21 protein-coding genes and 1 pseudogene are annotated in these 23,392 nt (G+C 66.4%); 10 read left to right on the forward strand and 12 right to left on the reverse strand.

Annotated features, from left to right (window positions below; genetic code table 11):
- Positions 1-15: 15 nt before the first annotated feature.
- Positions 16-1,368, reverse strand: coding sequence for a TolC family protein (locus F0U60_RS28845; protein WP_395804326.1), 1,353 nt, complete (start codon positions 1,366-1,368; stop codon positions 16-18).
- A gap of 338 nt (positions 1,369-1,706) precedes the next feature.
- Between F0U60_RS28845 and F0U60_RS28850 the strand changes: the two genes are divergently transcribed.
- The 4 genes from F0U60_RS28850 (at position 1,707) to F0U60_RS28865 (ending at position 6,149) form a co-directional block, all read left to right on the forward strand.
- Positions 1,707-2,345, forward strand: coding sequence for an ABC transporter ATP-binding protein (locus tag F0U60_RS28850; protein WP_395804328.1), 639 nt, complete (start codon positions 1,707-1,709; stop codon positions 2,343-2,345).
- On the forward strand, positions 2,342-3,124 hold the full coding sequence (locus F0U60_RS28855; protein WP_395804330.1) for an MlaE family ABC transporter permease: 783 nt from the start codon (positions 2,342-2,344) through the stop codon (positions 3,122-3,124). Before F0U60_RS28850 ends, F0U60_RS28855 begins: the two co-directional genes overlap by 4 nt.
- A 142-nt stretch (positions 3,125-3,266) precedes the next feature.
- Positions 3,267-5,342 carry a hypothetical protein gene (locus F0U60_RS28860; protein WP_395804332.1) on the forward strand — a complete coding sequence of 692 codons (2,076 nt, stop codon included), beginning with the start codon at positions 3,267-3,269 and terminating at the stop codon, positions 5,340-5,342.
- Positions 5,343-5,405: 63 nt separating this feature from the next.
- A complete protein-coding gene (locus tag F0U60_RS28865; RefSeq protein WP_395804334.1) occupies positions 5,406-6,149 on the forward strand; it encodes an MlaE family ABC transporter permease in 744 nt (247 codons plus the stop codon).
- A 231-nt stretch (positions 6,150-6,380) separates the two neighbouring features.
- On the opposite strand, the gene F0U60_RS28870 is transcribed toward F0U60_RS28865, so the two are convergent.
- The 5 genes and pseudogenes from F0U60_RS28870 to tnpA form a co-directional block, all read right to left on the reverse strand.
- Complete coding sequence (locus F0U60_RS28870) at positions 6,381-6,566, reverse strand: transposase domain-containing protein (protein ID WP_395825499.1); 186 nt, start codon at positions 6,564-6,566, stop codon at positions 6,381-6,383.
- Positions 6,552-7,625: pseudogene (gene tnpC, locus F0U60_RS28875) on the reverse strand (IS66 family transposase); the annotation flags it as partial. The gene F0U60_RS28870 and the pseudogene tnpC, both read right to left, overlap by 15 nt.
- Positions 7,511-8,050 (reverse strand): transposase, encoded by a 540-nt coding sequence (locus tag F0U60_RS28880; protein WP_395804336.1) that lies wholly within the window; start codon positions 8,048-8,050, stop codon positions 7,511-7,513. The gene F0U60_RS28880 and the pseudogene tnpC, both read right to left, overlap by 115 nt.
- A 36-nt stretch (positions 8,051-8,086) precedes the next feature.
- Positions 8,087-8,458, reverse strand: a complete 372-nt coding sequence (gene tnpB / locus F0U60_RS28885) for an IS66 family insertion sequence element accessory protein TnpB (protein WP_395804316.1) — start codon at positions 8,456-8,458, stop codon at positions 8,087-8,089.
- Positions 8,452-8,829, reverse strand: a complete 378-nt coding sequence (gene tnpA / locus F0U60_RS28890) for an IS66 family insertion sequence element accessory protein TnpA (RefSeq protein ID WP_395804338.1) — start codon at positions 8,827-8,829, stop codon at positions 8,452-8,454. The genes tnpB and tnpA overlap by 7 nt, the downstream gene beginning before the upstream one ends.
- A gap of 51 nt (positions 8,830-8,880) precedes the next feature.
- On the opposite strand from tnpA, the gene F0U60_RS28895 reads away from it, so the two are divergent.
- From F0U60_RS28895 to F0U60_RS28905, 3 genes are read left to right on the forward strand one after another with little or no spacing between them, the layout of a single operon-like run.
- Positions 8,881-9,498, forward strand: coding sequence for an ATP-binding cassette domain-containing protein (locus F0U60_RS28895; RefSeq protein WP_395804341.1), 618 nt, complete (start codon positions 8,881-8,883; stop codon positions 9,496-9,498).
- Entirely contained in the window at positions 9,491-10,504 is a 1,014-nt protein-coding gene (locus F0U60_RS28900) for an MlaD family protein (RefSeq protein ID WP_395804343.1), read from the forward strand. Before F0U60_RS28895 ends, F0U60_RS28900 begins: the two co-directional genes overlap by 8 nt.
- 60 nt (positions 10,505-10,564) lie before the next feature.
- Positions 10,565-12,481, forward strand: a complete 1,917-nt coding sequence (locus F0U60_RS28905) for a DUF4215 domain-containing protein (protein ID WP_395804345.1) — start codon at positions 10,565-10,567, stop codon at positions 12,479-12,481.
- A gap of 72 nt (positions 12,482-12,553) precedes the next feature.
- Here F0U60_RS28905 and F0U60_RS28910 read toward each other — a convergent pair whose 3' ends face one another.
- The 4 genes from F0U60_RS28910 to F0U60_RS28925 form a co-directional block, all read right to left on the reverse strand.
- A complete protein-coding gene (locus F0U60_RS28910) occupies positions 12,554-14,047 on the reverse strand; it encodes a hypothetical protein (RefSeq protein ID WP_395804347.1) in 1,494 nt (497 codons plus the stop codon).
- Positions 14,048-14,149: 102 nt separating this feature from the next.
- On the reverse strand, positions 14,150-15,208 hold the full coding sequence (locus tag F0U60_RS28915; protein WP_395804349.1) for an SPFH domain-containing protein: 1,059 nt from the start codon (positions 15,206-15,208) through the stop codon (positions 14,150-14,152).
- Between the two features lie 4 nt (positions 15,209-15,212).
- Positions 15,213-16,268: an SPFH domain-containing protein gene (locus tag F0U60_RS28920; RefSeq protein ID WP_395804351.1), complete on the reverse strand. Its 1,056-nt coding sequence runs from the start codon at positions 16,266-16,268 to the stop codon at positions 15,213-15,215.
- The gene (locus F0U60_RS28925; protein WP_395804353.1) at positions 16,265-16,852 is read right to left on the reverse strand and encodes a hypothetical protein; all 588 of its coding nucleotides are present in this window, start codon (positions 16,850-16,852) and stop codon (positions 16,265-16,267) included. Before F0U60_RS28925 ends, F0U60_RS28920 begins: the two co-directional genes overlap by 4 nt.
- A gap of 278 nt (positions 16,853-17,130) precedes the next feature.
- Here F0U60_RS28925 and F0U60_RS28930 point away from each other — a divergent pair, with 278 nt between their 5' ends.
- From F0U60_RS28930 to F0U60_RS28940, 3 genes are all read left to right on the forward strand, one after another.
- Entirely contained in the window at positions 17,131-17,976 is an 846-nt protein-coding gene (locus F0U60_RS28930) for an MBL fold metallo-hydrolase (RefSeq protein WP_395804355.1), read from the forward strand.
- Positions 17,977-17,989: 13 nt separating this feature from the next.
- Positions 17,990-19,564, forward strand: coding sequence for a sigma 54-interacting transcriptional regulator (locus F0U60_RS28935; RefSeq protein ID WP_395804357.1), 1,575 nt, complete (start codon positions 17,990-17,992; stop codon positions 19,562-19,564).
- A 614-nt stretch (positions 19,565-20,178) separates the two neighbouring features.
- Positions 20,179-20,502, forward strand: coding sequence for an MmcQ/YjbR family DNA-binding protein (locus F0U60_RS28940; protein WP_395804359.1), 324 nt, complete (start codon positions 20,179-20,181; stop codon positions 20,500-20,502).
- 21 nt (positions 20,503-20,523) lie between these two features.
- Here the strand turns inward: F0U60_RS28940 and F0U60_RS28945 are convergent, their stop codons facing one another.
- Both F0U60_RS28945 and F0U60_RS28950 read right to left on the reverse strand, forming a co-directional pair.
- Positions 20,524-21,783, reverse strand: coding sequence for a M20/M25/M40 family metallo-hydrolase (locus tag F0U60_RS28945; RefSeq protein WP_395804361.1), 1,260 nt, complete (start codon positions 21,781-21,783; stop codon positions 20,524-20,526).
- A gap of 164 nt (positions 21,784-21,947) precedes the next feature.
- A complete protein-coding gene (locus tag F0U60_RS28950; protein WP_395804363.1) occupies positions 21,948-23,324 on the reverse strand; it encodes a pyridoxal-phosphate dependent enzyme in 1,377 nt (458 codons plus the stop codon).
- Positions 23,325-23,392: the final 68 nt, after the last annotated feature.

Genomic DNA, 23,392 nt, shown 5'->3' on the forward strand with positions numbered 1-23,392 from the left:
CACACGGATCTTCACTTACGGCTCCTTCCCCAGCGGATCGAGACCCACAGCGGACCGCAACTCCAGCAGCGCAGTCCCCAATGCATAGCGAGCCTGAGCGAGCGACACCTCGGCCTCGAACTGCCTCACCTGCGCATCACTCAACGCCAGAGAGGAGGCGAGCCCCTGGCGATACAGGATGGTCGTCTCCTCCGCGTTCTGGCGGGCGGCGTCGAAGGCTACCTGGCTGCGGCTCAAGGCGGCCTGCGCGGTGCGCAGCGACACGTGCGCGCTCTCCACGGACACGTCCACCCCCCGGACCCGCGCCGCTGTGTCCAACTCCTGGATGCGCGTCAGGGCGAGCCGCTCACGGCGCTCGGCGTAACGCGTCCCGCCATCGAAGAGGGTCCAGGTGAGGTCCACCGACAAGAAGCCGTTGAAGGTCTGGCCATTGAGGCCCGCTTCGTTGGTGACGCTGCCCTGCGCGGAGGCGGTCAGCGAGGGGAACAGCCGCGCCAGGGGCTCGCGCGCCAGGGCCCGCTGCTGCTCTATCCGCAGCTTCGAAGAAAGAATGTCCGGGCGGCGCTCCAGCGCCTTGTCGGCCAGCCCTGCGAAGGAGTCCACGGGACGGGAGGCCTCGCCGAGCAGCGTCTCGGGCGGGGCCAACGCTCCCACCTCGGGCACCACCAGCAGGTAGCCCAACTGCAAGCGGCTCGTCTCGGCTTGACCCACTGCGTCAGCCAGCTCCGCCTCCGCCGTGGCCACGTCCAGCTGCGCGCGCGTCACATCGTTGGTGCTGGCCAGGCCCGCCTGGGCCCGGGCCTGTGCCTCCTCGAGCGACTGCCGGGCATAGGCGAGCCGGCGCTCGGCCGCATCCGCCACCTGCTGCAGCCCCAGCGTGGACAGGAAGGCCGTGGCCGCCTGGAAGGCCACCTGACGGCGCGCCTCCTTGGCATCCAGTGCCGTGGCCTCGCTGTCCCGCTTCGCCGCCTGGTAGAGCGGAAAGCCGCGCGCGTCGAAGAGGGTGACGCTGGCGATGGCATTGGCGTCCAGTGCATTGGCGCGCTGGAGCACCACCGTCTCCTCCCCCACCTGCCGCGTCCTCTCCTGCGGGCGGCGGGTGTAGCCACCGTTGACGACGAGCCTCGGAAAGAAGAAGGCGCGAGCCTGGGCCACGCGGGCCTCGGCCGCCTCGGCGCGGGCCTGGGCCGACAGCGTGGTCTCGTTGCGCTCGCTCGCGAGCGACACCGCGCGCTCCAGCGTCAGCGGCTCCTGCGTGGACTGCCCCGAGGCGGGAGCGGGCTGCTGCTCCTGCGCGCGCGCCTCGGGCACACATAGAGCCAGCCAGGCACACACGGGGAGGACAACGGCGGGGCGGATCAAGTGCATGGTCGAGCTTGAAGGAGGGCGATCCGGGGGGAGGACGGCAGGCTCATATATCGGACCCAGTCGATCACAGCCACGGGAACCCACCTGTCTGGACGCTGCATCACACATCGGGCTAACTGGGAGGACGGAGACTTTTCACGTCGGGCGCGGCGCGCCCGGGAATGTTCGAGCGATGCGTTTATTCCTGCTGGCGGTGGGAATGTGGGTGGTGGCGGGTTGTCGGGGCGCGGATGCAGGACAGGGCGGTGCGCTGGGGCTCTCCCTGAACCCGGAGTGACATGGAGCTGCGCGCGGACAGGCTCTCAGTGAGAAGGGACGAAAGAGCCGTCCTCCTCGACGTGACCTGCTCCCTTCCTCCCGGCAGCCACGTGCTCGTGCTGGGGCGCTCGGGCGCGGGCAAGACGACGCTGTTGAAGGCGCTCGCGGGGCTGGTGGCACCTGCCAGCGGACAGGTTCTCTGGAGCGGCGAGGACGTGGCCAGGATGGCACCCGCGCAGAAGCGCGAGCGGCAGGCGGCGTTCGGCATGGTGTTCCAGACGGATGCCCTCTTCGATTCGATGACGGTGCGCCACAACGTGCTGCTGCCACTGGAGCGCCGGCGCGTGCCCCGCGAGGAGGCGGAGGCGCGCGCGGACGAGGTGTTGCGCGCGGTGGGCCTCGCGGACGCCGCGGACGCAATGCCCGAGCGGCTGTCCGGAGGCATGCGCAAACGTGCTGGCATCGCGCGCGCGCTGGCAGCCAGGCCCTCGGTGCTGCTGGCGGATGATCCCTTCGCAGGGTTGGATCCAGGCACCGCGCGACAGGTGGCGCGGGTGCTGCTGGAGGTGGCCGGGAGCGGCTCGCTGATCGTCGCCGCACCGGATGCGCCCCCAGAGCTGCCACTCGCGCGCTGGCTGTACCTGCGCGACGGACAGCTCCGATACGACGGTCCCCCCGCCCCAGAAGTGGAGACGCTGACGGACGAGGCGCTCGCATGAGCGCGGCGCTGGCATGGGTCGGACAGGAGACGCTGGGCGCGGTGCGAGCCGTGGGCGCGCTGGTGCTGGTGCTCGCGCGAACGGTGCTGGGGCTGGCGCGGATGGATCGCCGCGAGCTGCTGCGCGGGCTGGTGCAGTTCGGCTGGGGCTCACTCCCGCTGGCGCTGGCGACGGCAGCCCTGACAGGGGCGACCGTGGTGGTCCAGACATCCCTGTACGTGCAGCGCTTCGGGGCACGAGCCGTGCTCGGGTGGGCAGCGGGGTACGCGGTGCTGTGGGAGTTCGGCCCGCTGCTGTTGGGACTGGTGATGGCGGCACGGCTGGGGGCGCGCAACGCGGCGGAGCTGGCGACGATGCAGGTGGGCGGGCAGCTCGAGGGCCTGCGAGGCATTGGGTTGGATCCCTTCGCGGTGCTGGTGGCGCCGCGGGTGGTGGCGATGACGGTGAGCGTGTCCGGCCTATCCGCCCTCACCTTCCTGGTGGCGGTACTCTTCGAGTCGGTGGCGGCCTTCTTCACGCTCGGGCTGCCGGTGCGCGCCTTCTTCGACAGCTTCGAGCACATGCTGCACGTGACAGACGTGCTCGGCGGCATGGTCAAGGCGAGCGCCTTCGGGCTGGCGATCGCGTTGGTATCGACAGCGGTGGGGCTGAGGGCGCGGGGAGGCGCGAGGGCGGTAGGCCAGGCGGCCGCGGGCGCGGTCGTGATGGGGTGCGCGGCCATCTTCCTCTTGGACTTCCTGCTCACCACCACACTGGCGAGGTGGCCTATAGTCAATTGATCACAGTCGGCAGCTGGGATTTGAAGTTCGCTGCGCCATGAGCAGCCAACCAGCTTTCTGCACTCATTCGCGCATTCATTCCCGAGAACCATGTTGATTTCACCGCATCAAACCAACAATTTCGCCCACGAAAGAGCATGCGATGAACAAAAAAAACACCACCGAAAGCAATTCTTTTATCTCCAGGGTCAGGAAAAACAAAATCCCGCAACCCAGTCAAACCTTCAAATTTTCAATAGAGCAATGGGAAAAAGCATTCACATCAACACCGAACCCCACCGATGCTGACAAGCGACTGTACGAAGCGGGAAAATGGTTTTCACACCGCTTCCAGACAATCGCCCAGAGGTCGTCCGCTATCGAATTCGGCATGTCCGACCAGGACAAATTGACTCGACTCCACTGCGGAACAGTAAATCGGGATGCAAAACTCGTCAACGCGATGACACTTGAGTCCGCTCGCGAAAACGACATTTTGATAGCAGAAAAAATTATTCAGTCAAAATATCAATCGGAAAATTCATTCAACGCAGCCACCCCTGAAGATCTAGATGAAGCCGCCGTTGATGGACTCAGATTCGCACTGGATTCAGTAAAACTCATTCTAAAACAAAAACACCCTTCCTCTTCTTTCCCCCAGAAAGAATCAATCCCCCAAGATGTCATATTGGGGAGACTACGTCTCCACCTGAACTTCGGCTCTCTTTACGATGCGCTTGTCGACCTATGGAACGAATGCGTATGGAATGATTGGCACGTGCTGTCATCAGGAGAAACCGACCTCGTAACCCCATACACCGGGGAACGAAGCGAAATCCATCTTGCCGACGCGATATCAAGATATCGACTTTCGACACTAACAAACGAAATCAGCTTTCACGTAGTAGAAACCTGGAGTGAAATCCCAGCCCCCCTGAAGCGCAGGGCAAGCCGCGGGATGTACGTTCAGTCCATTTCAGGATCCGGGAAACACCGAAAAATCCACTTCGGACCAGAACCGATGGACGGCGACAAACCTTCGCTTCCGTTTGCGAAAACAATCATCACGGAAGAACTGTATTTCTCAGCGATGCTGGATATAGACTTGCCCACGACCCCAGGAGTCACGCTACGAACCCTACTCAACGCCTGGAAGGCGCTCTACTACTTGAGCGAAGCTTTGTTTTCGCGCTTGCCATCCAATTCTGGAGTTTTTTCGCTTCAAAAACTAAACGAGTACAGTCCAACACTATCCGCTGGCGATTTGATCGAGGTCATTCGCCGTGCTCTTGATTGCCCAGTTCCCCTTTCTCGCTCGGTTTTGAGTTATTTTGTGCGAGGAGGTTTTGAAGGAGTCATGGCGGAAGACGATGACTCAGGGGAAGAGTTCTGGCACAAACCCATCCTGAGACTTCAGGACAGCAAATATGTGCCGATTCTTGCTGCGCTCAATAGACCCAACTTGGTTCGCAGCATCGAGTTTTGGACGAAACGTGGCGGCTTGGACTTGGAAGACAGAGGAACTCACTTCGAGTCATACGCAAGAAAAGAGTTGGCTGGCGCTATAGAACGCTCTCCATTGACGAAACATGCAGATGTGGTTCGTGACGATCTGGTGATTCCACACAAAAATGGTGACGAGCAAATCGATCTGGCCTTTTGGATTGGCAACTCCTTGGTTTTGGGAGAAGCCAAATGCATACTGATTCCCTCGAGCCCAAACGGAAAATACCACTATTACAACACTTTGATTGGTGCGGTCGCACAAATCGAACGCAAGGTCAATAAATTCAAAAGCAACATTACCGAATCGCTGGTTCGCATCCCACGAAAAGACGGATGGGAACCCGAAAGGATCAAGGTCATTCCAATCGTCCTGACCAGTACCCCCATCGGAGCTGGCTTGGTTGTGAGAGGGGTCCCTGTTGTTGATATTCGAATTCTTCGTGCGTATTTCGATGTTCGAAAGATGAGATACGGTGTTTTGGCGGGGAGAGATGGCCGTGAAGAAACGATGAAGACGGTTCATTTTTATGAATCCCCCAAAGAAGCCGAGGAGAACATTCAGACCTACGTACTTTCACCTCCTCAATTGGCACTTCCTCGAAAATTCGTATCCCTCGACGTGAGGCCCTTGCCATTGTTGGCTCAAGACGAAAAGCCCGCTGCGGTATGTACTCCACAGGTCAAGTTACCCATCGGCGACGACAAATTCGTAATTCAAGAACCAGAAAAGTAACGGTTCCTCGGAATAGATTTTGCTCACGCTGGTACCATCTGGACGACATCTCTGCGCCCCCCCATGAACCTCCTCGCCTTCCTCGGAGCCCCGACGTTGATGCTCGCGCGCACGGTGAGGGCGAGCGTGCGCGACGGGCTGTCCTGGCGCGAGTGCGTGCAGCAGTTGCACGAGCTGGGGGCGCGCAGCACGTGGCTGGTGGCGTCGGGCATGGCCTTCTTCGGGGCGGTGCTGGTGACATTCGCGGACAGCCAGGCACGCAAGGTGACGGGGAACCTGACGGTGGTGGGCCCGCCCTACTTTGAGCTGCTGGTGCGCGAGTTCGGCCCGGTGGTGTCGGCGCTGCTCGCGGCGGCGCGTGCGGGCGCGAGCCACAGCGCCGAGCTGTCCACCATGAGCGTGAACGAGCAGGTGGAGGCGCTGGAGATGTCGGCGGGAGATCCGTACGCGGACCTGGTGGCGCCGAGGGTGGTGGCGGGGCTGCTGGGCGTGCCGCTCTTGTGCGTGGTGGGGACGATGGCGGCGACGCTGTCGGCGGTGGCCACCGCGAGCTGGGCGTTCGGGGTGGACGGGACGGCCTTCATGGATGCGCGGTACGTGGACGGGTGGGATCTGCTGGCGGGGCTGGCGAAGGGAGCGGGCTGCGGCCTCTACATTCCCCTGGCGGCGGCGGTGGCGGGCCTGTCCGCGCGCGGAGGCGCCGAGGCGGTGGGCGAGGCCACCACGCGGGGGGTGGTGGCGGCGTGCTTCGGCTGCCTGCTGATCGACTTCGTGGTGGCGCTCGGCTTCCAGGCGCTGGGGGTGTGAGCGGGGATGCTGCGCTTCTCGGAGGTGGAGGTGACATTCGAGTCCGGCCGGCGGGTGCTGGCGGGGCTGAGCGCGGAGCTGTCCACGCGCGAGCTGACCTTCGTGGCCGGGGCGAGCGGTGCGGGCAAGAGCGTGCTGTGCGTATCCACTCGGCAGAGCGGTGCAGGGGGGCGGCGCAGATGTGATAACGGGTGCGCCGCCCGCCGGTCTGCCGACGGGGATGGGCGGTGCTCAGGTCGCGGCAGAAGAGGTGGAGGGCGTCTGCGAGGCAGCCGCGCGCGCGGCCTTCCACATGGGCGGCAGCAGTTCCTCGAGACGGCGCTGCGGCCAGCCCTGGGCGAGCTTCTCCAGCACGTCAGCCAGGTACGCCCACGGCTCCACCCCGGCCAGCACGCACGTGGCCACCAGCGTGTACACGCACGCGGCGCGCTCGGCTCCCGCGTCGCTGCCGGCGAAAAGGTAGTTCTTCCTGCCGACGGCAATCTCCCGCAGCCGCAGCTCCGAGGCGTTGTTGTGCAGCGGCAGGCGCGCGTCCTCCATGAAGCGCGTCAGCGACTTCCACTGGTTGATGGCGTAGCGGCACGCCCGTGCCAGCGGACTCTTCGGCGGCTCCCGGTTGTAGACTTCGGCCATCCAGCGCCCCAGTTGCTCCGTGACAGCGCGTGAGAGCGTGTCACGCCTGCGCAGCCGCTCGGTCTCCTCCACCTGCTGCTCGTCGGCTTCGCGCTCCACCTCGAAGAGCCGGCCGATGAGAGAGAGCGGCAGCGCCGCTCGTGTGTCACCGGCGTCCAAGGCCTCGACGAAGTAGCGACGGGCATGGCTCCAGCACCCCACCTCCACCGCGGTGGCGCCCTGGCGGGTAAACAGCTTGTCGTAGCCCTTGTACCCGTCCACCAGCAGCCAGCCCTCACGCTTGTCCAGGAAGGACAGGGGCCCTTCTTCCTTCCAGTCCGGCGTGTAGACGAAGGCCGCCCAGGTGGTGTCCCCCAAGTACACCCACATGTGCCCGCGCTTGAGTCCGTTGGGGTGCTCTCTGTCGAGCACCTTCAGGTGCGTATCGTCGCTCTGCAGCACGTGCGAGGCCAGCGCCCGTTGGGCCACCTCCCGGGCCAGCGGCTGGAGGGTGTCGGCGCCCGCGGCCACCCAGTCCGAGAGCGTCGAGGTACGCAGCTGCACGCCATGGCGCGCGTAGATGCCGCTCAGCCGGTGCAGCGGCAGGTGGTCCTTGAATTTGGAGACGAGGACGTGGGCCACCAGGCCCGGTCCGGGCAATCCCCCCTCAATCACCCTGTCGGCGGGAGGCGCCACCACCAGCCCGTCACCACACGGCCGGCAGGCGTACTTGGGCCGTACCTCCTCAATCACCTTGAAGTGGCCAGGCACCCACTCCAATGTCTCACTCTTCTCCTGGCCACAGCACGTCTTGTCCCGCCCGCATGCCTCGCACCGCAGCGCCTCGGGCGGGGGCTGGTGGACGCGCTGCTCGCGCGGCAGGCTGGAGGGCAGCGGGCGGCGCCCGTGCCCTTGCGCTCCTTCTTTCGCGATTCCTTGTGGGGTGGCTTGGAGGGCGGCGTGGAGCCCGCCGCGACGCCTGCGTCCCCGGCCTGGGGCGGCGCCGCCTCTTGGGCCCCGGCGTTCTGCTGGCCCAGTTGCTCCAGGAACAGCGACAGTTGCTCGGCGGAGAGCTTCTCGCTTTGGCGGCCAAACCGCTGGCGCAGCGCCTTGCGCAGCCGCAACTCCAACTCGGTGTTCTTCTCCACCAATTGCGAGAGCAGGCCCACCACCAGCTCAATCACCTGCTCGTCCTGGCCCTCGGCCAGCAGCGTGCGCAGCAGCGCCGCCACGCCGTGTACGTCCGTCGTCTTCTTGCCGGGAGCCGCGCCGCTCATGTCCCGGGACATGAGCCATGACCCGGACCCAGGACGCAAGAGGTATTCTCAAGCAACCGACTTCTCAGGTGGGGGCTGCCAGCGAGGCCGGCGGACACTGGCCTTCAAATCAATCCCCTCCAGCAGCAGGGTGAGCTCCACCGCTTCCAGGATGACGGCGCCCGTGTCCTCCGGTAGCGGGCGCGGCAGGCGGAAGCTGCCCTTCTCCAGGCGCTTGGAGAAGAGGCAGAAGCCACCGGAGTGCCACCACAACACCTTCACCATGTCGCGCGTGCGGTTGAAGAAGACGAAGAGGTGTCCACTCAGCGGGTCCTCTCGCAGGACCTGTCGTGCCAGCAAGGACAGCCCGTCGAAGGACTTGCGCATGTCCACCGGCTGGCTCGCCAGGTGGATGCGCACCGAGGAGGGTAGTGTCAGCATGCTTCCTCCAGCGCCCTCACCAGCCGCGCCAGCGCGTGCGCGTCGAAGCCCGGCTCCACTCGGATGCGCCGGCCCCTGGCCAGTAGCACCTCCATGCTGGCTGTGCCCGGTGCCCCACGTGCTTCTGGCGAGGGCGGCGCCGTGACGTGCACCGGGACGAACGAGAGCGCCGGGCCCGCCTCCCCGGCCCGCCGCTTCTTCCACCACCTCAGCCGCTGTGGCGTAAGCCCATGGCGGCGGGCGAACTCCGCCACCGACAGCCCGCTCGCCTCGTAGGCCTCCAGCACCGCCTGCGCTTCGGCCTCCGTCCAGTAGTTGCTTGCCGCCGCCCTCGCCAGCGTTGCGTCCACTCTTTCCGTGTTGCGTCCCATGTCTACACCTCCTGGAACGCGACGCTGAACGGCTCCTCCCTCACGCGGAAGGTGTGGTCCACCGAGCGCTTACGGCTGTGCCGGTTGGCGGTGGGACTGCTGCGACCGGACGCGGGCCGGGTGGAGCTCTTCGGCGAGCGGGTGGACACGCTGCCTGAGCGGGCCCTGCGCCCCCTGCGCCAGCGTGCGCCCTATCTGGTGCAGGGCCCAGCGCTGCTGGACTGGCGGACGCTGCGGGAGAACGTGGCGATGGCAGCACCGGACCTCCCACCGGAGGCGGTGCACGAAGCGCTGGCCCAGGTGGGGCTGGAAGCGGCGGCTGATCGGCTGCCCACCGAGCTGGGGCCCGGGGCGAAGAAGCGGGCGGCCATCGCCCGGGCGCTGGCCCTGCGTCCGGAGTACCTGCTGCTGGACGAGCCCACCACGGGGCTGGACCGGAGAGCGGCGGCCCAGGTGGAGGAGGTGCTCGCCTCGCTGCAGGCGCGAGGGCTGGGCGCGCTGGTGGTGTCTCACGACTACCGGCTGCTGCGGACGCTGGCGGACCGGGTGCTGGTGGTGGGCGGGGGGCGCTGCGCCTTCCTGGGCACACCCGAGGCATTCCTGGCATCCTCCGAGCCGGAGTTGCGGGCCCTGACGGCGCCCTTTCTGGAGGCCGCATCGGATGGATGAGCGTCGCTTGGAGATGAAGGTGGGCGGGCTCGTGCTCGCGGCGCTGGCGGGGGTGCTCGGGCTGCTGTGGCTGATGGGCGAGCTTCGGGTGGGCCGCGACACGGTGCTCTCGGTGGACTTCAGCCACACGGGCAACGTGGTGAAGGGCGCGCCGGTGAAGCTGGGGGGGGTGGTGGTGGGCCGGGTGGAGGAGATCCACCTGGAGCCGGACCGCAGGGACGCGCGGGGCCAGCCGCTGCCAGTCCGGATGGGGCTGTCCGTGAAGCCCGAGGCGCTGGCGGCGCTGCGGGAGGACACGCGGGTGACCGTGGCCACGGTGGGGCCGCTGGGCGAGCCCTACCTGGAGCTGAACCCGGGCTCCGCGTCCGCGCCTCCCCTGCCCACTGGAGGCGCGCTGCGCGGCACGGATGCACCGCGGCTGGACCTGGTGGCACAACAGCTCTCCGCCTTCCTGGACGTGGCGAGCGGCGCGCTCGCGGAGGATCCGCAGGGGCTCCAGACACTGGCGAGCAACGTGTCACGGCTGACGGGAACGCTGGACGGCGTGCTGAACGAGAACCGGGGTGACCTGAAGACGCTGACGGTGGAGCTGACCGCGGCGTCGAAGGACCTGCGGGCCCTCGCGAAGCTCGCGCGCGAGGCCATGCAGCCCGGAGGCAAGGGAGCGCAGCTGTTGGGCGACGCAGCGGAGACGGCGGCGCTGATGAAGCGGGAGCTGCCCGGCATCTCCGGCTCGGCGGCGAAGACGCTCAATGGCTTGTCGATGATGACGGGCGGGCTCGACGCGAAGGATGGCGAGCGGCTGAAGCTGGCGCTGGAGCACTACACGGCGGCCGGCGAGAAGCTTGACCAGATGGCCGCGCGAGCAGACCGGCTGCTCACGCGCATCGAGGCCGGAGAAGGCACGGTGGGTGCCCTGCAGAAAGACAAACAGGTCTACGAGGATCTGCGAGGCCTTCTGTCCGACCTGCGCAAGCACCCATGGAAGGTGCTCTGGAAGGAGTGAAAGTCAGAGGGGCTGATACACTCTCCGTATCAACCCTTTTCACTCCCAGGAGTCACCCCATTGAGAGCTCCAATCCGAGCGCGGCTCGCGAATCTCGTCCTCACATCCCTGTTCTTGTCACTTGTGGCTTGCGGAGGAGGCGGCACCACGGACCCGGATTCCGGTACGACTCCGGACGACCCGGACGCGGCCACGGCAATCGATGGCGGCGCCACGGACCCGGACGCCGGCACGACTCCGGACACCCCGGATGCATCCACGCCTGACGATGGCGGCTCCACGGACATAGACGCCGGTACGACGCCGGACGACCCGGATGCGTCCACGCCTGACGATGGCGGCACCACGGACCCGGACGCCGGTACGACTCCGGACACCCCGGATGCATCCACCCCTACTGATGGCGGCTCCGTCCAATGTGGTGATGGCCTGATTCAGACCGGAGAAGCCTGTGACGACGGAAACACGGTGGGCGGCGACGGCTGCACGGAGACCTGTCACCAGGTAGAGCCCGGATGGGTATGCGAGGTTCCGGGCGCGCCCTGCGTTCGGGAGGCCACGTGTGGCAACGGGGAGCTCGAGAGCCCCGAGACCTGCGACGACGGGAACACGACCTCTGGCGATGGCTGCGCGGCCACCTGCACCGTGGAGCCGGGCTGGAACTGCCCATCGAACGGCGGGCCTTGCCGTGCCGCGATGTGTGGTGACCGCATCATCGCTGGCGACGAGGAGTGCGAGGACGGCAATTCCAGCGCGGGCGATGGCTGCAGCGCCGTGTGCCGCCTCGAGCCCGGGTACAAGTGCGACACCATCGGGAAGCCCTGCACCCGCACCGTCTGCGGAGACAAGGTCGTCGAGGGGACGGAGCAGTGCGACGACGGGAACAACGACATGGGTGATGGGTGCTCGCCCCTGTGCGTGCGCGAGCCCCGGTGCACCAACGGGACGTGCCAGGCCGTGTGCGGCGACGGCATGATGATCCCCAGCGACACGAGCGAGGAGTGCGACGACGGGAACACCCGCGCCAACGACGGTTGCTCTCCGGAGTGCCAACTCGAGGAGGGCTTCATCTGTCGCTCCATCGAGGAGTCCCCGCCGAACACGGTGGAAGTCCCGATCGTCTACCGCGACTTCCGCGGCTACGACCTGCCGGCCAGCGGGAGCCTTCCTCGCGGACACGTCGACTTCGAGAACGCCAACGGCCAGGAGATGGGTATCGTGGCCAGAACCCTGGGAGCAGACGGTAAGCCCGTGTACGCGAAGGACGGCGTCAGCTCCGCCACCACCCACGGCAGGGCCGCGTTCGACCAGTGGTACCGCGACGTGTGGAACGTCAATATGACGGTGGTCCAGACGCTCTCCTTGATGCGCCAGTCCGATGGCTCCTACCTGTTCGATGACCAGACCTTCTTCCCGCTCGACGCCGCGGGCTGGGTGGCCCGGGGCCTGGAGCCCCTACGCATGGATGGCCGCAACTTCAGCTTCACGAGCGAGGTGCGCTATTGGTTCGAGTACAAGGGAAACGAGGTCCTCGCCTTCAGCGGTGACGATGATGTGTGGGTGTTCATCAACGGTCGCCTGGCGCTGGATCTCGGCGGCGTGCATGGGCCGATGACGGGAAGCATCTCCCTCGCCCAGAAAGCCGCTGAGCTCGGCCTGCTGCCAGGGCGCATCTACGAGGCCGTGGTGTTCCAGGCCGAACGCCACACGACAGGCTCCTCGTACAAGCTCACGCTCAACAACTTCAGCACGCGCCGTACCGAATGCCAGTCCAACTGCGGCAACGGCATCATCGACGCCGGCGAGCAGTGCGACGATGGCGTCAACGACGGAGGTTACGGCCAGTGCGCCCCCGGCTGCGTGCTCGACGCCCGCTGCGGCGACAGCATCGTCCAGACCGGAAATGGCGAGCAGTGCGATGACGGCAACACCACCAGCCACGACGGATGCAGCGCCACCTGCAAGTTGGAATTCTGAGCGGATAGCCTGGCGCCAGCTCGAGTGGGTTGGCGCCAGCGTATCCGGTGCTCCTGAGGACGACAGGGTTGCTTAGGGCTTCTGGCCCGACGTCCGCTGGCAGGCCCGCTCGTACTTGTCGAGCCTGTCCTGAAGAATCCGCCGCTGCGACTCCGGCGTACTCTCGTGCAACACGTCCAGGGCACGCCGCTGGATCCGGAGACTGTCAGGACAGTGGCCGGACTGGAAGAGCACCGCCGCGTAGGTGTCGAGGATGGCCGCATCGGCGGGCGCCAGCGCGACGGCCCGCTTCGCCAGCTCGAAGGCCTTCTGAGGGTTCTCCGAGCCCACGTAGAACCATGCGAGGTTGTTGAGCACGGTCGCGTTCTGGGGCTGGAGTTCCATCGCGCGCAGCAATGCCTGCTCCTGCTCCACCGCCGAACCGCCCGACTGCCTGAGTGCATCCGCCAACATCGCCCACGCCTTCCCACTGTCGGGCCGTGCCTTCACCAACTCCCGCGCAAGCGCGAGCCGCTGAGACGCGTCCTCGCTGAACATCGACTGGAGGTAGACGGCGCTGACATTCGTCGGATCCTCACGGAGCGCCTGGGCGATCTCCTGCTCGGCCTGCTGGCGGCGCTGCTCCCGCGTCGCGGACCCCGGGGTCATCAAGCGCAGCCGCGCGCGAATGGCATGGACCTCCGCGCCGTCGAGCTCCCGCGTCTCCACCTTCGAGGGCACCTCGGGCAACGGAATGGTGAGAATGGCGTAGCGGCCGGTGTCGACATAGGTCCGCAGGCCCCCCGCGAGATCCTTCACGCCCTGGAAGGACGCCTCGAAGGCCCGGCGTGGCTCCTCGGCGCGCGCGAGCCGCCCCTGGAAGTCCGCGAACTGCTCCCCGTGCACGTTCATCAAGTAGTGCACCCACAGCCAGGAGGACGCGTAGTGGCGCCTCAGGTCGCTCTCGCTCATGCCGTTGATGGTCTGCCAGGCCCAGAGCTCCTCCAGGCTCATCCAACCGTGCGCCCGCACGTAGCCGAGCATCCAACGGACAGGCCTGCCGAGGATGACCTCCGCCGAGGCGCCCTTGAAGTAGAGGGATTCAAGGTAGGAGGCGAAGCCCTCGGCGATCCACCGGGGCTGGCGCAGCAGCACGAAGCTGCTGAGGTAGTGCGCCAACTCGTGCGCCTGGATGCGCTGGTCCGCGGATGATTCGCCCATCAGGAAGCTGTCCCCGCTCATGACCAACAGCGGGCCGTTCTCCCCCCTGCTCGCGAAGCCGGCGATCCTGGCATCCGTGAACTCCTCGAGCTGATCGGGGCTGCGCAGGATGATGGCCTCGACCTCGCCCGGCGGGTCGAACTCGTTGTCCCAGGCGAGCAGCAGGGCTCGCCGGAACTTCTCCAGCTCCAGCGCCGTCTTCTCCGCGGCCTCGGTACTCAGGTTCGTCTGCACACGGAAGTGCGTCGACTTCACCTCACGCCAGGGTTTACCGCCCTCGGCGGGACACGTCGCCCGCGTCCGCAGCCCTGCACACCCCACTCCGAAGACCATGACCACCAACAACACACTGTGAACAGGATTCATATGCTGAGTTCTGACATGCATGCGGGAGGCTCGGTACCCTGGAAAGCGTGACGGCGGAGTGACGGCTCACGGCATGGGGAGGAGCCGCTCCGCGATCAGCGATTACTGCCCACTGTTCGAAGCGCTCGCGTTCTGTGTGACCTTGGCCGCCGAGTACTGGGTGAGGATCTGGTTCATGTCCATCGTCTGGAGCGTGGCCCCGCTGCGCCCGCTGGGCATGAAGATGATCTGCTTGCCTTGCAACGCCTCGGCGATCCGCAGCTTCACCATCGTCCGGCCACCCGCTCCCGCCAGGGCCTCGTTCTCCTTGGCGATGCCCTTCGACTTCGCCTCGGCTTCCTTGAGGATCGCCGTCGCTTCATTGGTGGCTCGCACCAGCTCCGCGTCCGCCGTCAGCTTCGTCTGCTCCAGCTCACCCTGCGCCTGAGCAAGCTTCTGCGACACCGTGCCCTTGGCTGACTCCAGGTTGCGCTTGGATTCCTCCGCCGCTGCCTGCGCCTCCGAGCGCAGCTTCTCCGCCATCTGCTCCGCCAGCTTCTTCTCGCGGATCACCTTCTCGTACTCGGGGTTGAAGCGGTGCTCCTGCAGAATCACCTGCTCCACGATGACGCCCTCGGGCTTGAGCGCGTCCTCCAGCAGCTTGCGCGCGTTCTCCGCCGCCGCGAAGCGCTTGTCCGCCGTGTAGAAGTCCTCCGAGCGCAGCACGTTCAGCGCGTCGCGCACCAGCGCCCGCGTCGCCGGCCGCACCAGCCGGTTCTCCACGTCCAGCGTGGAGCGCGCCACCTTCTGCACCAGGTGCGGCGCCTTCGCCGGATCGATCCGCCACGCCACCGTCACGTCCACGGCGATGTCGTTGCCGTCCACCGTCTTGAACTCGATGTCGTCCGTGCGGCCCTTCTCGTTCTCGGCCTTCGCCCGCATCCGCAGGTTCTGCAGCTTCGTCTCGAAGGTGGTCCAGTCCGTGGAGAACGGCGGGAAGAAGAAGTACGTCGCGCCTGGCGCGTACGTCTCCGACTGCACACCCCGCGAGCCCAGCAGCGTGAACTTCCGCGTGAGCACACCCACCTCGTTCGCGTCCGTCGAGTGGCACGCGCACCCCTGCACCACCGACAACGCCAGCACCACGAACAGCCCCAGCATCCGCAAATCCATGCGCTTCATGGCCTCACATCCCCTTCACGTCGAAGCGCTTGAGCGCCGAGTTCAAGTCCAACGGGTTCACCCCACCCTCCCCGTCCGTGGGCACCACGATGACCTGCGTGCCCCCGAGCACGTCCGCCATCTTCAGGCCCACCATGTTCTCGCTGCCCGAGCCCCGCAGCGCCACGTTCTCCAGCTCGATCCCCTTGGCCCGAGCCAGCTTCACCACCAGGTCACCCTCGGCCGCCTTGGTGCGCCGGTACAGCTCCGCCTCCGAGCGCAGCTTGGCCACCTCCGCGTCTCCGCGTGCCAGCTCCACCTGCACCGTGGCCTGGCCCTCGGCGATGATCCGGTTCTTCTCCGCCTCGGCCTGTGCCGCCGCGGCCTCCGCCATGTTCTTGAAGACCGACTGGTCCTGGATCTTCCGCTGTTCAATGGCCTGCTGGTAGCGCGTGTCGTACCGGTACTGGCGCAGCAGCACGTGCGTCACCTTGATGCCCCGGGGCTCCAGCTCCGTGACCAGCAGCTTCTGCGCCTGCTCCATCGCCTTGTCCCGCCGGTCCCCCTTGTAGAAGTCGTCCGAGTCCAGCACGCCCAGCGTCCGTCGCAGCACCTGCTCCGCGCGCGGAATCACCGCCGAGTCCTCGTACAGCCGCCCCGGTCCAATCTGCGTGATCACCTTGTACGGGTTCTCGATGCGGTAGAGCACCGTGACGTCCGCCGACACCGTGTAGCCCTCGGACGTCTGGATCTTGATGGCTCGCACGACGCGGTGATCCGCGCCCTCGCCCACCTCGGCGGGGTTGTCCGCCATCTCCAGCACCTGCAGGTCCGCGGGGAACAGGTGCATCCGCTCCGCCCCGGGTGTTACCCAGTGAAGACCCGGCCCGTACACCTTCTCTCGGATGCCCTTCTCGCCACCGAGGATGACCTGCTTCACCCCCATCTCATACGGCCGCACGTAGACGGTGCACGCGTTGTACGCAAAGAGGCCCGCGAAGAGCGCCACGCCAATGGGCCAGAGCGCCCGTGTCCGCGGCTGCTTCAGCGCCGCGAGGATCTGATCTCCTGCCTTGCTCATACCTTCTCCTTCGAATTCCTCGAGGTGGGCTCGAGCGCCGGCGGGACGGACTCGTCCAGCGGCCGGTAGGCCTCGAGCTGCTGCTGCTCCACGCCCATCTCCCGCACCAGCGTGGCGAGCTGCCGCCGGTAGCGGCGCTCGTAAAAGGATTCCTGCATGTCCGGCAGGAAGGGCCCGAAGAGGACGAACGCCAGGGGCAGCGGCTCGAGCCAGTCCGGCACCCGCGACAGCGCGATCACCACCGCCACGACGAGGCCCCCTCCCGTGTAGACCGCGCGCGAGAGCAGATCTCCCCCACGCCACAGGCCGTACTTGCGGCGCTGCAGCGCGTGGTGCTCGCGGGCCAGCTGGAAATAGCGCGGCAGCGCCACCGTGAAGATGCTGCGCGCCAGGCGCTCCCAGTAGCCGGGATCCTCCGCCACCTCGGCGAAGCGCCGGGACACGTCAGCCAGGGCCAGCCGCGCCTCGGCCGACAGCTGGGCCTCCACCTCCGCGTCCCACTCTCCGAACCCGGGCCGGCGCCGCTCGAGCCACGCCAGGACATGCTCGGTGACCTGGGGCAGCCGGAAACGATCGGGATACACGCAGGGATTCCCCCTCCATGCCGCGGCGATGGCGGCGTGCCGAGTCTTCCATGTGCGCCCTTTCCCCCACAATGCCCGGCCGCCCCTCGCGCTCCCGGGCGATCCGGATCGGACCGGACGCTCCATCCAGGTGCGCCGGAATGGATCGGCCGAGCTCCATTATCGCCCCGGATTCCTAGCAAATCCGGCCAGTTGGCGTTGGCAATGTCCTTGCTCTACCGCCTGGGCATGAAGGGCGGACCGACAGGGACCGCCCCAGCCTTCGAGGAGGAGCAGCCATGGAAGTGCGTTTCTACGGAGTGAGGGGGAGCATCGCGGTGTCGGGGGCGCACGCGGCGCGGATTGGGGGCAACACCTCGTGCCTGGAGGTGACGAGCCAGGGGCACCGGCTCATCCTGGACGCCGGCACGGGCATCCGCGCGTTGGGCGAGGCGATGATGCGCGAGGGCGGAGCGCAGAAGGCCACGCTCTTCTTCTCGCACCTGCACTGGGATCACGTGCAGGGCTTCCCCTTCTTCACGCCGGGCTACCTGCCCACGACGGAGCTGACACTGTACGGCCCGGGGCCGGACGGGGCCCAGGCATTGCAGTCGGTGCTGGCACGGCAGATGGAGCCCCCCCACTTCCCAGTACCGCTGTCCACCATGCGCTCGCGGATGACGTTCGAGTCAGCGCTGCACGGGCGGACGGTGGAGGTGGGGCCCTTCCGGGTGACGCCCTTCGACGCACCGCATCCTCAGGGGTGCCTGGCCTACCGCGTGGAGGCGGACGGCCACTCGTTCGTCTACGCCACGGACATGGAGATCTCCCTGGCCACGTTGGATCCCCGTGTGGCACGGCTGATGGAGGGCGCGGACGCGCTGTGCCTGGACGCGCAGTACACCCCGGACGAGTACGCCGGGAAGAAGGGCATCCCGAAGAAGGGCTGGGGACACTCCACCATGGTGGACGCGGCCCAGGTGGCCGCGGCGGTGAACGCGCGGCGACTGTTCCTGTTCCACCACGACCCTGCCCACAACGACGACATGGTGGAGAACATGGCCGAGGAGGCTCGCAACCACTTCGCCGCCACCGAGCCGGCGCGCGAAGGCAAGCGGATCGTGCTCGGGGCCGTCTGCGCGTGAGGGGGAGGGGCGCATGGGCCCACACTGCGATAGTCTTCCCCCAGACTTCACGCTGCCTCCCCTGCCCGTCATGGCTACTTCCTCGGATGTCAGTCAGGTGCTGCTGCCCATCGGCGGGCTCGTCGGACGCGAGGTCGAGCTCGACGCGTTCCTGCAGACGTTGATGGATCGCATCGCGGTGACGATGCAGGCGGATCGGGGCACGCTGTGGTTGTTGGATGCAGCACGGGGCGAGCTCTTCTCGCGCGCGGCGCACCTGCCAGAGGTGTCGCAGATCCGGGTGAAGCTGGGTCAAGGTGTAGCGGGCTACGTGGCCGAGCACGGCGAGCCCGTCAACATGCCGGACCCGCGGGGCGAGAGCCGCTTCTTCGCGGACATCGATCGGATGACGGGCTATCGCACGTCGACGATCCTCGCGGTGCCGCTGCGCGACGCGGGCGGGGCGCTCTACGGCGTGCTGCAGGTGCTGAACCGGCGCGGGGGTGGGCGCTTCACGGACGACGACGTGGAGCGGCTGATGGCCATCGCGGCGCAGGTGAGCCAGGCGCTGCAGAGCACGAGCCTGTACCAGGAGCTCCAGCGCGCGAAGGAGCAGCCGCACGCGCCGGTGGGCTACTTCTTCAACCGGATCATCGGCGAGTCCGAGCCGCTCAAGGTCATCTACCGGCTCATCCAGAAGGCAGCGCCCACGGACGCGACGGTGCTGCTGCGGGGCGAGAGCGGGTGCGGCAAGGAACTGTTCGCGAGGGCGGTGCACGTCAACGGCCCGAGGCGAGACAAGCCGTTCGTGAAGGTGGACTGCGCGGCGCTGCCGGCGACGCTGATTGAGAACGAGCTGTTCGGCCACGAGAAGGGAGCCTTCACCGGGGCGGACCACCGAGTGCCGGGCAAGTTCGAGGCGGCGGATGGCGGCACGGTGTTCATCGACGAGATGGGAGAGCTGCCGCTGCCGGTGCAGGGCAAGCTGCTGCGGGTGCTGCAGGACCGTGAGTTCGAGCGGGTGGGCGGCACGCAGACGCTGAAGGTGGACGTGCGGATCGTGGCGGCGACGAACCGGGACCTGGCGAAGATGGTGGCGGAGGGGAAGTTCCGGGAGGACCTGTACTACCGCATCAAGGTGGTGGAGCTGGTGCTGCCGCCGCTGAGGGAGCGCGGTGGAGAGGACATCGAGCGGCTGACGCGGCACTTCATCGCGGCGGCGGCGAAGCGGCACCGGCTGCCGTTGCCGAGGCTGAGCACGGGAGCGCTGGAGCGGCTGAAGCGCTACCGGTGGCCGGGCAACGTGCGCGAGCTGGAGAACTGCATCGAGAGCGCGGTGGTGCTGAGCGAGGGGGAGATCCTCGAGGAGCACCTGCCGTTGCCGAAGGTGGTAGGCGCGACGCCGGCTCCGGCGCAGAGCGGAGACATGGCGATACCCGAGGGTCTCACCGGCGAGCTGCTACCGCTCGCCGAGGTGGAGAGGCGACACATCCTGAGGGTGCTGGACTCGGTGAAGGGAAACCGGACAGCGGCGGCGAAGGTGTTGCAGATCGGCCGCAACACCTTGGGCCGGAAGCTCAAGGAGTACGGCATCGCGGACGAGGGGTAACCCGTCCCTCTCCCTCTGGGAGAGGGACGGGGTGAGGATATCGACCCCCTCGGTTTGAATCCGCGTGTACTCCGGCTCAAGCCTTTCGGCGTCTGATCTGCGGAGCAACCGAAGCTGGCTTGTAGAGATTGCCTTTGATGACGTTATGGCAAAGGAACGAAGGAGAAGCCGTGGCACCTCGATCTCGACACCTGGTGCAGTGGCTCTGTGGTCCCTCAGGATGCACATTTGAATGACGAGCGTCCGTCGTCCCGAATCCCTCTGGATATTTGTAAAAGATATGCTCGATGACGCCGGTCTTTTGCGAACAGCCCGGACAGGACTTGAGATCCTCCGTTGAGGTCCATTGCGATCGATTGAGAGGCTCTCCGCAATTTGAACAGCTCATGTTCCCCCTTTCCCAACGAGATTGCTCTCGTCGGAACACGTCAGAATCAACTACCTCCGCCCAGGAAGGCTTGCATGTTTCTGAACGAACGCCAGATTCTGGCGAAGGAGACAGCGTGATGGCGCGCGGAGAAGGACTCGGTGATGCTCCATCCATGAGCAGAAAGTCAGGCAGATCTCCCACACGAAAAAGCCCCCGCCGAAGCAGCGCAGTAACTCTCGACACAGTGCGAGAGCTCGCCCTGGCACTGCCCGGCGTAGAGGAAGGCCTTTCGTATGGGACGCCCGCGTTCCGGGTCGGCAAGAAGCTCCTGGCCCGCCTGCACGAGGACGGTGAGACGCTCGTCCTCAAGGTGGACCTCCTCGTACGCGACTCCCTTCTGGTGGCCGACCCGGACACCTTCTTCATCACGGACCACTACCAGGACTACCCATACATGCTCGTGCGGCTCGCGACCGTCCGGCGCGAGCCGCTGAGCGGTCTGCTTGAAACGGCCTGGCGGAGTCTGGCCCCGAAACGGCTCCTCGCCACCAGGAAGGAAGGGGCCTGAACGAGGCCCCTTCACGCCGGCTTACCGGCCGGTGTCGGCGTCCGCGGGCTGCAGGCTGGTGGACGTCTTGCCCTTGGCCAGCTCAGCCACGTAGGCCGCCGCGAGCTTCACGAACTTGACCGAGTTCTGCGCGCTCCCGGCCGACTGCATGAGGGTGTCGCTCGAGGTGTGGATGTATGGGTTGTCCTGGCCCATCAGCGCCTCGAAGGGGATGGAAGCCGCAAAGCCCTGGTTGTACCAGGAGGCGTGGTCCGAGCACCCATAGCCGCAGCGCGTGGTGGTCGAGGTCACCCCCGGTAGGTACGTCTTGATAAGATTCGAGAGGAAGGTGTTCTGGGCGGCACTGGTGTAGTCGGACACCAGGACGATGTCGTAGCTGGAGCCACGGTAGTTGGTCATGTCCAGTTGCAGCACGCCCACCACGTTGACGCCGGTGCTCTTGTGCTGGGCGGCGATCGCCCCCGAGCCCTTAAGCCCCACCTCCTCGGCGGCATAGGCCATAAACTTCACCGTCCTCGCCGGCTTGTAGCCCTTGGCCATGGCCACGCGGATGACCTCGGTGAGCGAGGCCACGCCCGAGGCGTCATCGTCCGCGCCCGGCGCGCTGGCGGAGGAGCTACTGCCGTTGATGGAGTCCAGGTGACCGCCGAGCACCACCACCTCGTTGGGCAGCGTGGTGCCCTTGATGGTGAGGATGACGGACGGCTGCGGGGTGACGGTGCTGGCGTGCGTGAAGAGTTCCACCGTGACGTCGCTGCGCCCGTTGGCGAGCGTCGCCCACTGGGTCTTCAGCCAATTGGCCGCGTCCTTGCCCGACTGCAGGTTGTGGCGGCGCGAGGTCCACTTCGTGGACAGCGAGGTGATGGTGCTGCGGATGTACGACTCCTGGACGCCGGACAGCAGCGCGTTCGCTGTCGTGGCGTTGTCGATGGTGTAGGTGATCCGGGGCTCAACAGCCTGCGCGGTGTTGCGGGCCTCCACCGCCGTCAACGCTTGCTCCTCCGTTTCGTGGGCAATGAAGCCCGCGCACCGGTTGAGCTTGGAATGCATTACCTCGGCCAGCTGCTCGAGCTGGGACTCACGCACGCGCAACATCGCCACTCCATCCTTCTCGCGCGCGACAGCCGGCAACTCCTGTCCCCGCCCTCGGAACGAGGCGCGTGCCGGCTCCAGCGCGTCCGTACCGATGGTGATCCACACCTCCTTGTCCGGTGCTCCCGCGAACGCGGGCGTGGTGCACGCCAACCACAACGCAACTGCGGCGAACTTCGTCGTTCCCATACAGTGCTCCTCTGCGGTGGGTACTTCCTCAAGCGGATTCCCACGAGACGGGCATTCCTCGTCTCGCTGGGAATGCGGTTTATCCCTCGCCGAGGAGGCAACTCCACTTTCCGTATGAATGAGAACGGCTAACGGTGTGGGATTTTAAACGATTCTGGACTGCCTTAGCGCAGCTTACGCCGCAGGTGGTTCAGCAGATCGATGCGGGTGATGAGGCCAATGAACTCCTCGCCCGCCATGACGATGGGCACGAAGCCCTTGTCGAGGAGCGTGAGCAGTTCGGGCAACGGGGTGCGCACATCCACGGTCTGGAGCCGCGTGGACATGAAGTCGCGCACCGGCAGGCGCAGGCGCGTCTCGTCGTTGATGGCCGCGAGCAGCAGATCCGACTCGTCGATCATCCCCACCACCTTGTTGCCCTCGAGCACTGGGAGCTGGGAGACGTCGTAGAGCTTCATCCGCGCGTAGGCGACGAGCAGCGTGTCCGTGGGTGACAACGTCACGACCGCTCGGTCCGCGTAGCGGCGGGTGATGACGTCGCGCAGGTCTCCATGGGCCTGGCGCGGCAGGAAGCCCTGGTCCGCCATCCAGAACTCGTTGAACATCTTCGACAGGTACTTGTTGCCGCTGTCGCACACGAGCGTGCACACGCGCTTGGGCGTGGTCTGCTCGCGGCAGTAGCGCAGCGCCGCTGCGAGCAGCGTCCCCGTGGACGAGCCCCCGAGGATCCCCGCCTTCTTCAGCAGCATGCGCGCCGTCTCGAGGCTCTCCACGTCGGGAATCGAGTAGGCCTTCTTCACCCGAGAGAGGTCTGCGTTGGGCGGAAGGAAGTCCTCGCCGATGCCCTCGACAACCCAGGAGCCCGCCTTGCCCATCGTGCCCGTCTTCACGTAGTCCGCGAGCACCGAGCCCGCGGGATCCGCGAGCACCATCTCGCACCCGGGAATGGCCTTGGCGAAGTAGCGCGACAGGCCCGCGATGGTTCCGCCCGAGCCGACGCCGCACACCATCGCGTCCAGCCGGTTATCGAGCTGGGCGGCGATCTCCGGGCCCGTGGTGGTCTCGTGCGCCAGCGGGTTGGCCGGGTTGGCGAACTGGTTGACGTAGAAGGCCCCCAGCTCACGGGAGATGCGCTCGGCCATGTCCTGGTAGTAGTCGGGGTGGCCCTTCTCCACGTCCGAGCGCGTCATCACCACCTCGGCGCCAAGCGCCTTGAGGTGCAGGACCTTCTCCTGGCTCATCTTGTCCGGGATGACGAGCGTGAGCCGGTAGCCCTTCTGCGCCGCGACCAGCGCCAGGCCCAGGCCCGTGTTTCCCGCCGTGGCCTCCACCAGGTGCATCTGGTGCGGCCCAAGCTGGCCCGACTTCTCCGCCGCCGTGATCATCGACAGGCCGATGCGATCCTTGATGGAGCCGCCCGGGTTGTGGTTCTCGAGCTTGAGGAACAGCTCGCACGGGCCCGTGTCGAGCTGGGTCACCTTCACCATGGGGGTGTTGCCGATAAGGCCAAGGAGATCGACAGGGAGCGGAGCAGTGCGCATGGCTGGGCACAGTACACGATCCGAACCTGGGACCCCGATACCCTCACCCCGTCCCTCTCCCAGAGGGA

This window comes from Archangium minus (assembly GCF_044360475.1).
GTDB lineage: Bacteria > Myxococcota > Myxococcia > Myxococcales > Myxococcaceae > Archangium > Archangium minus.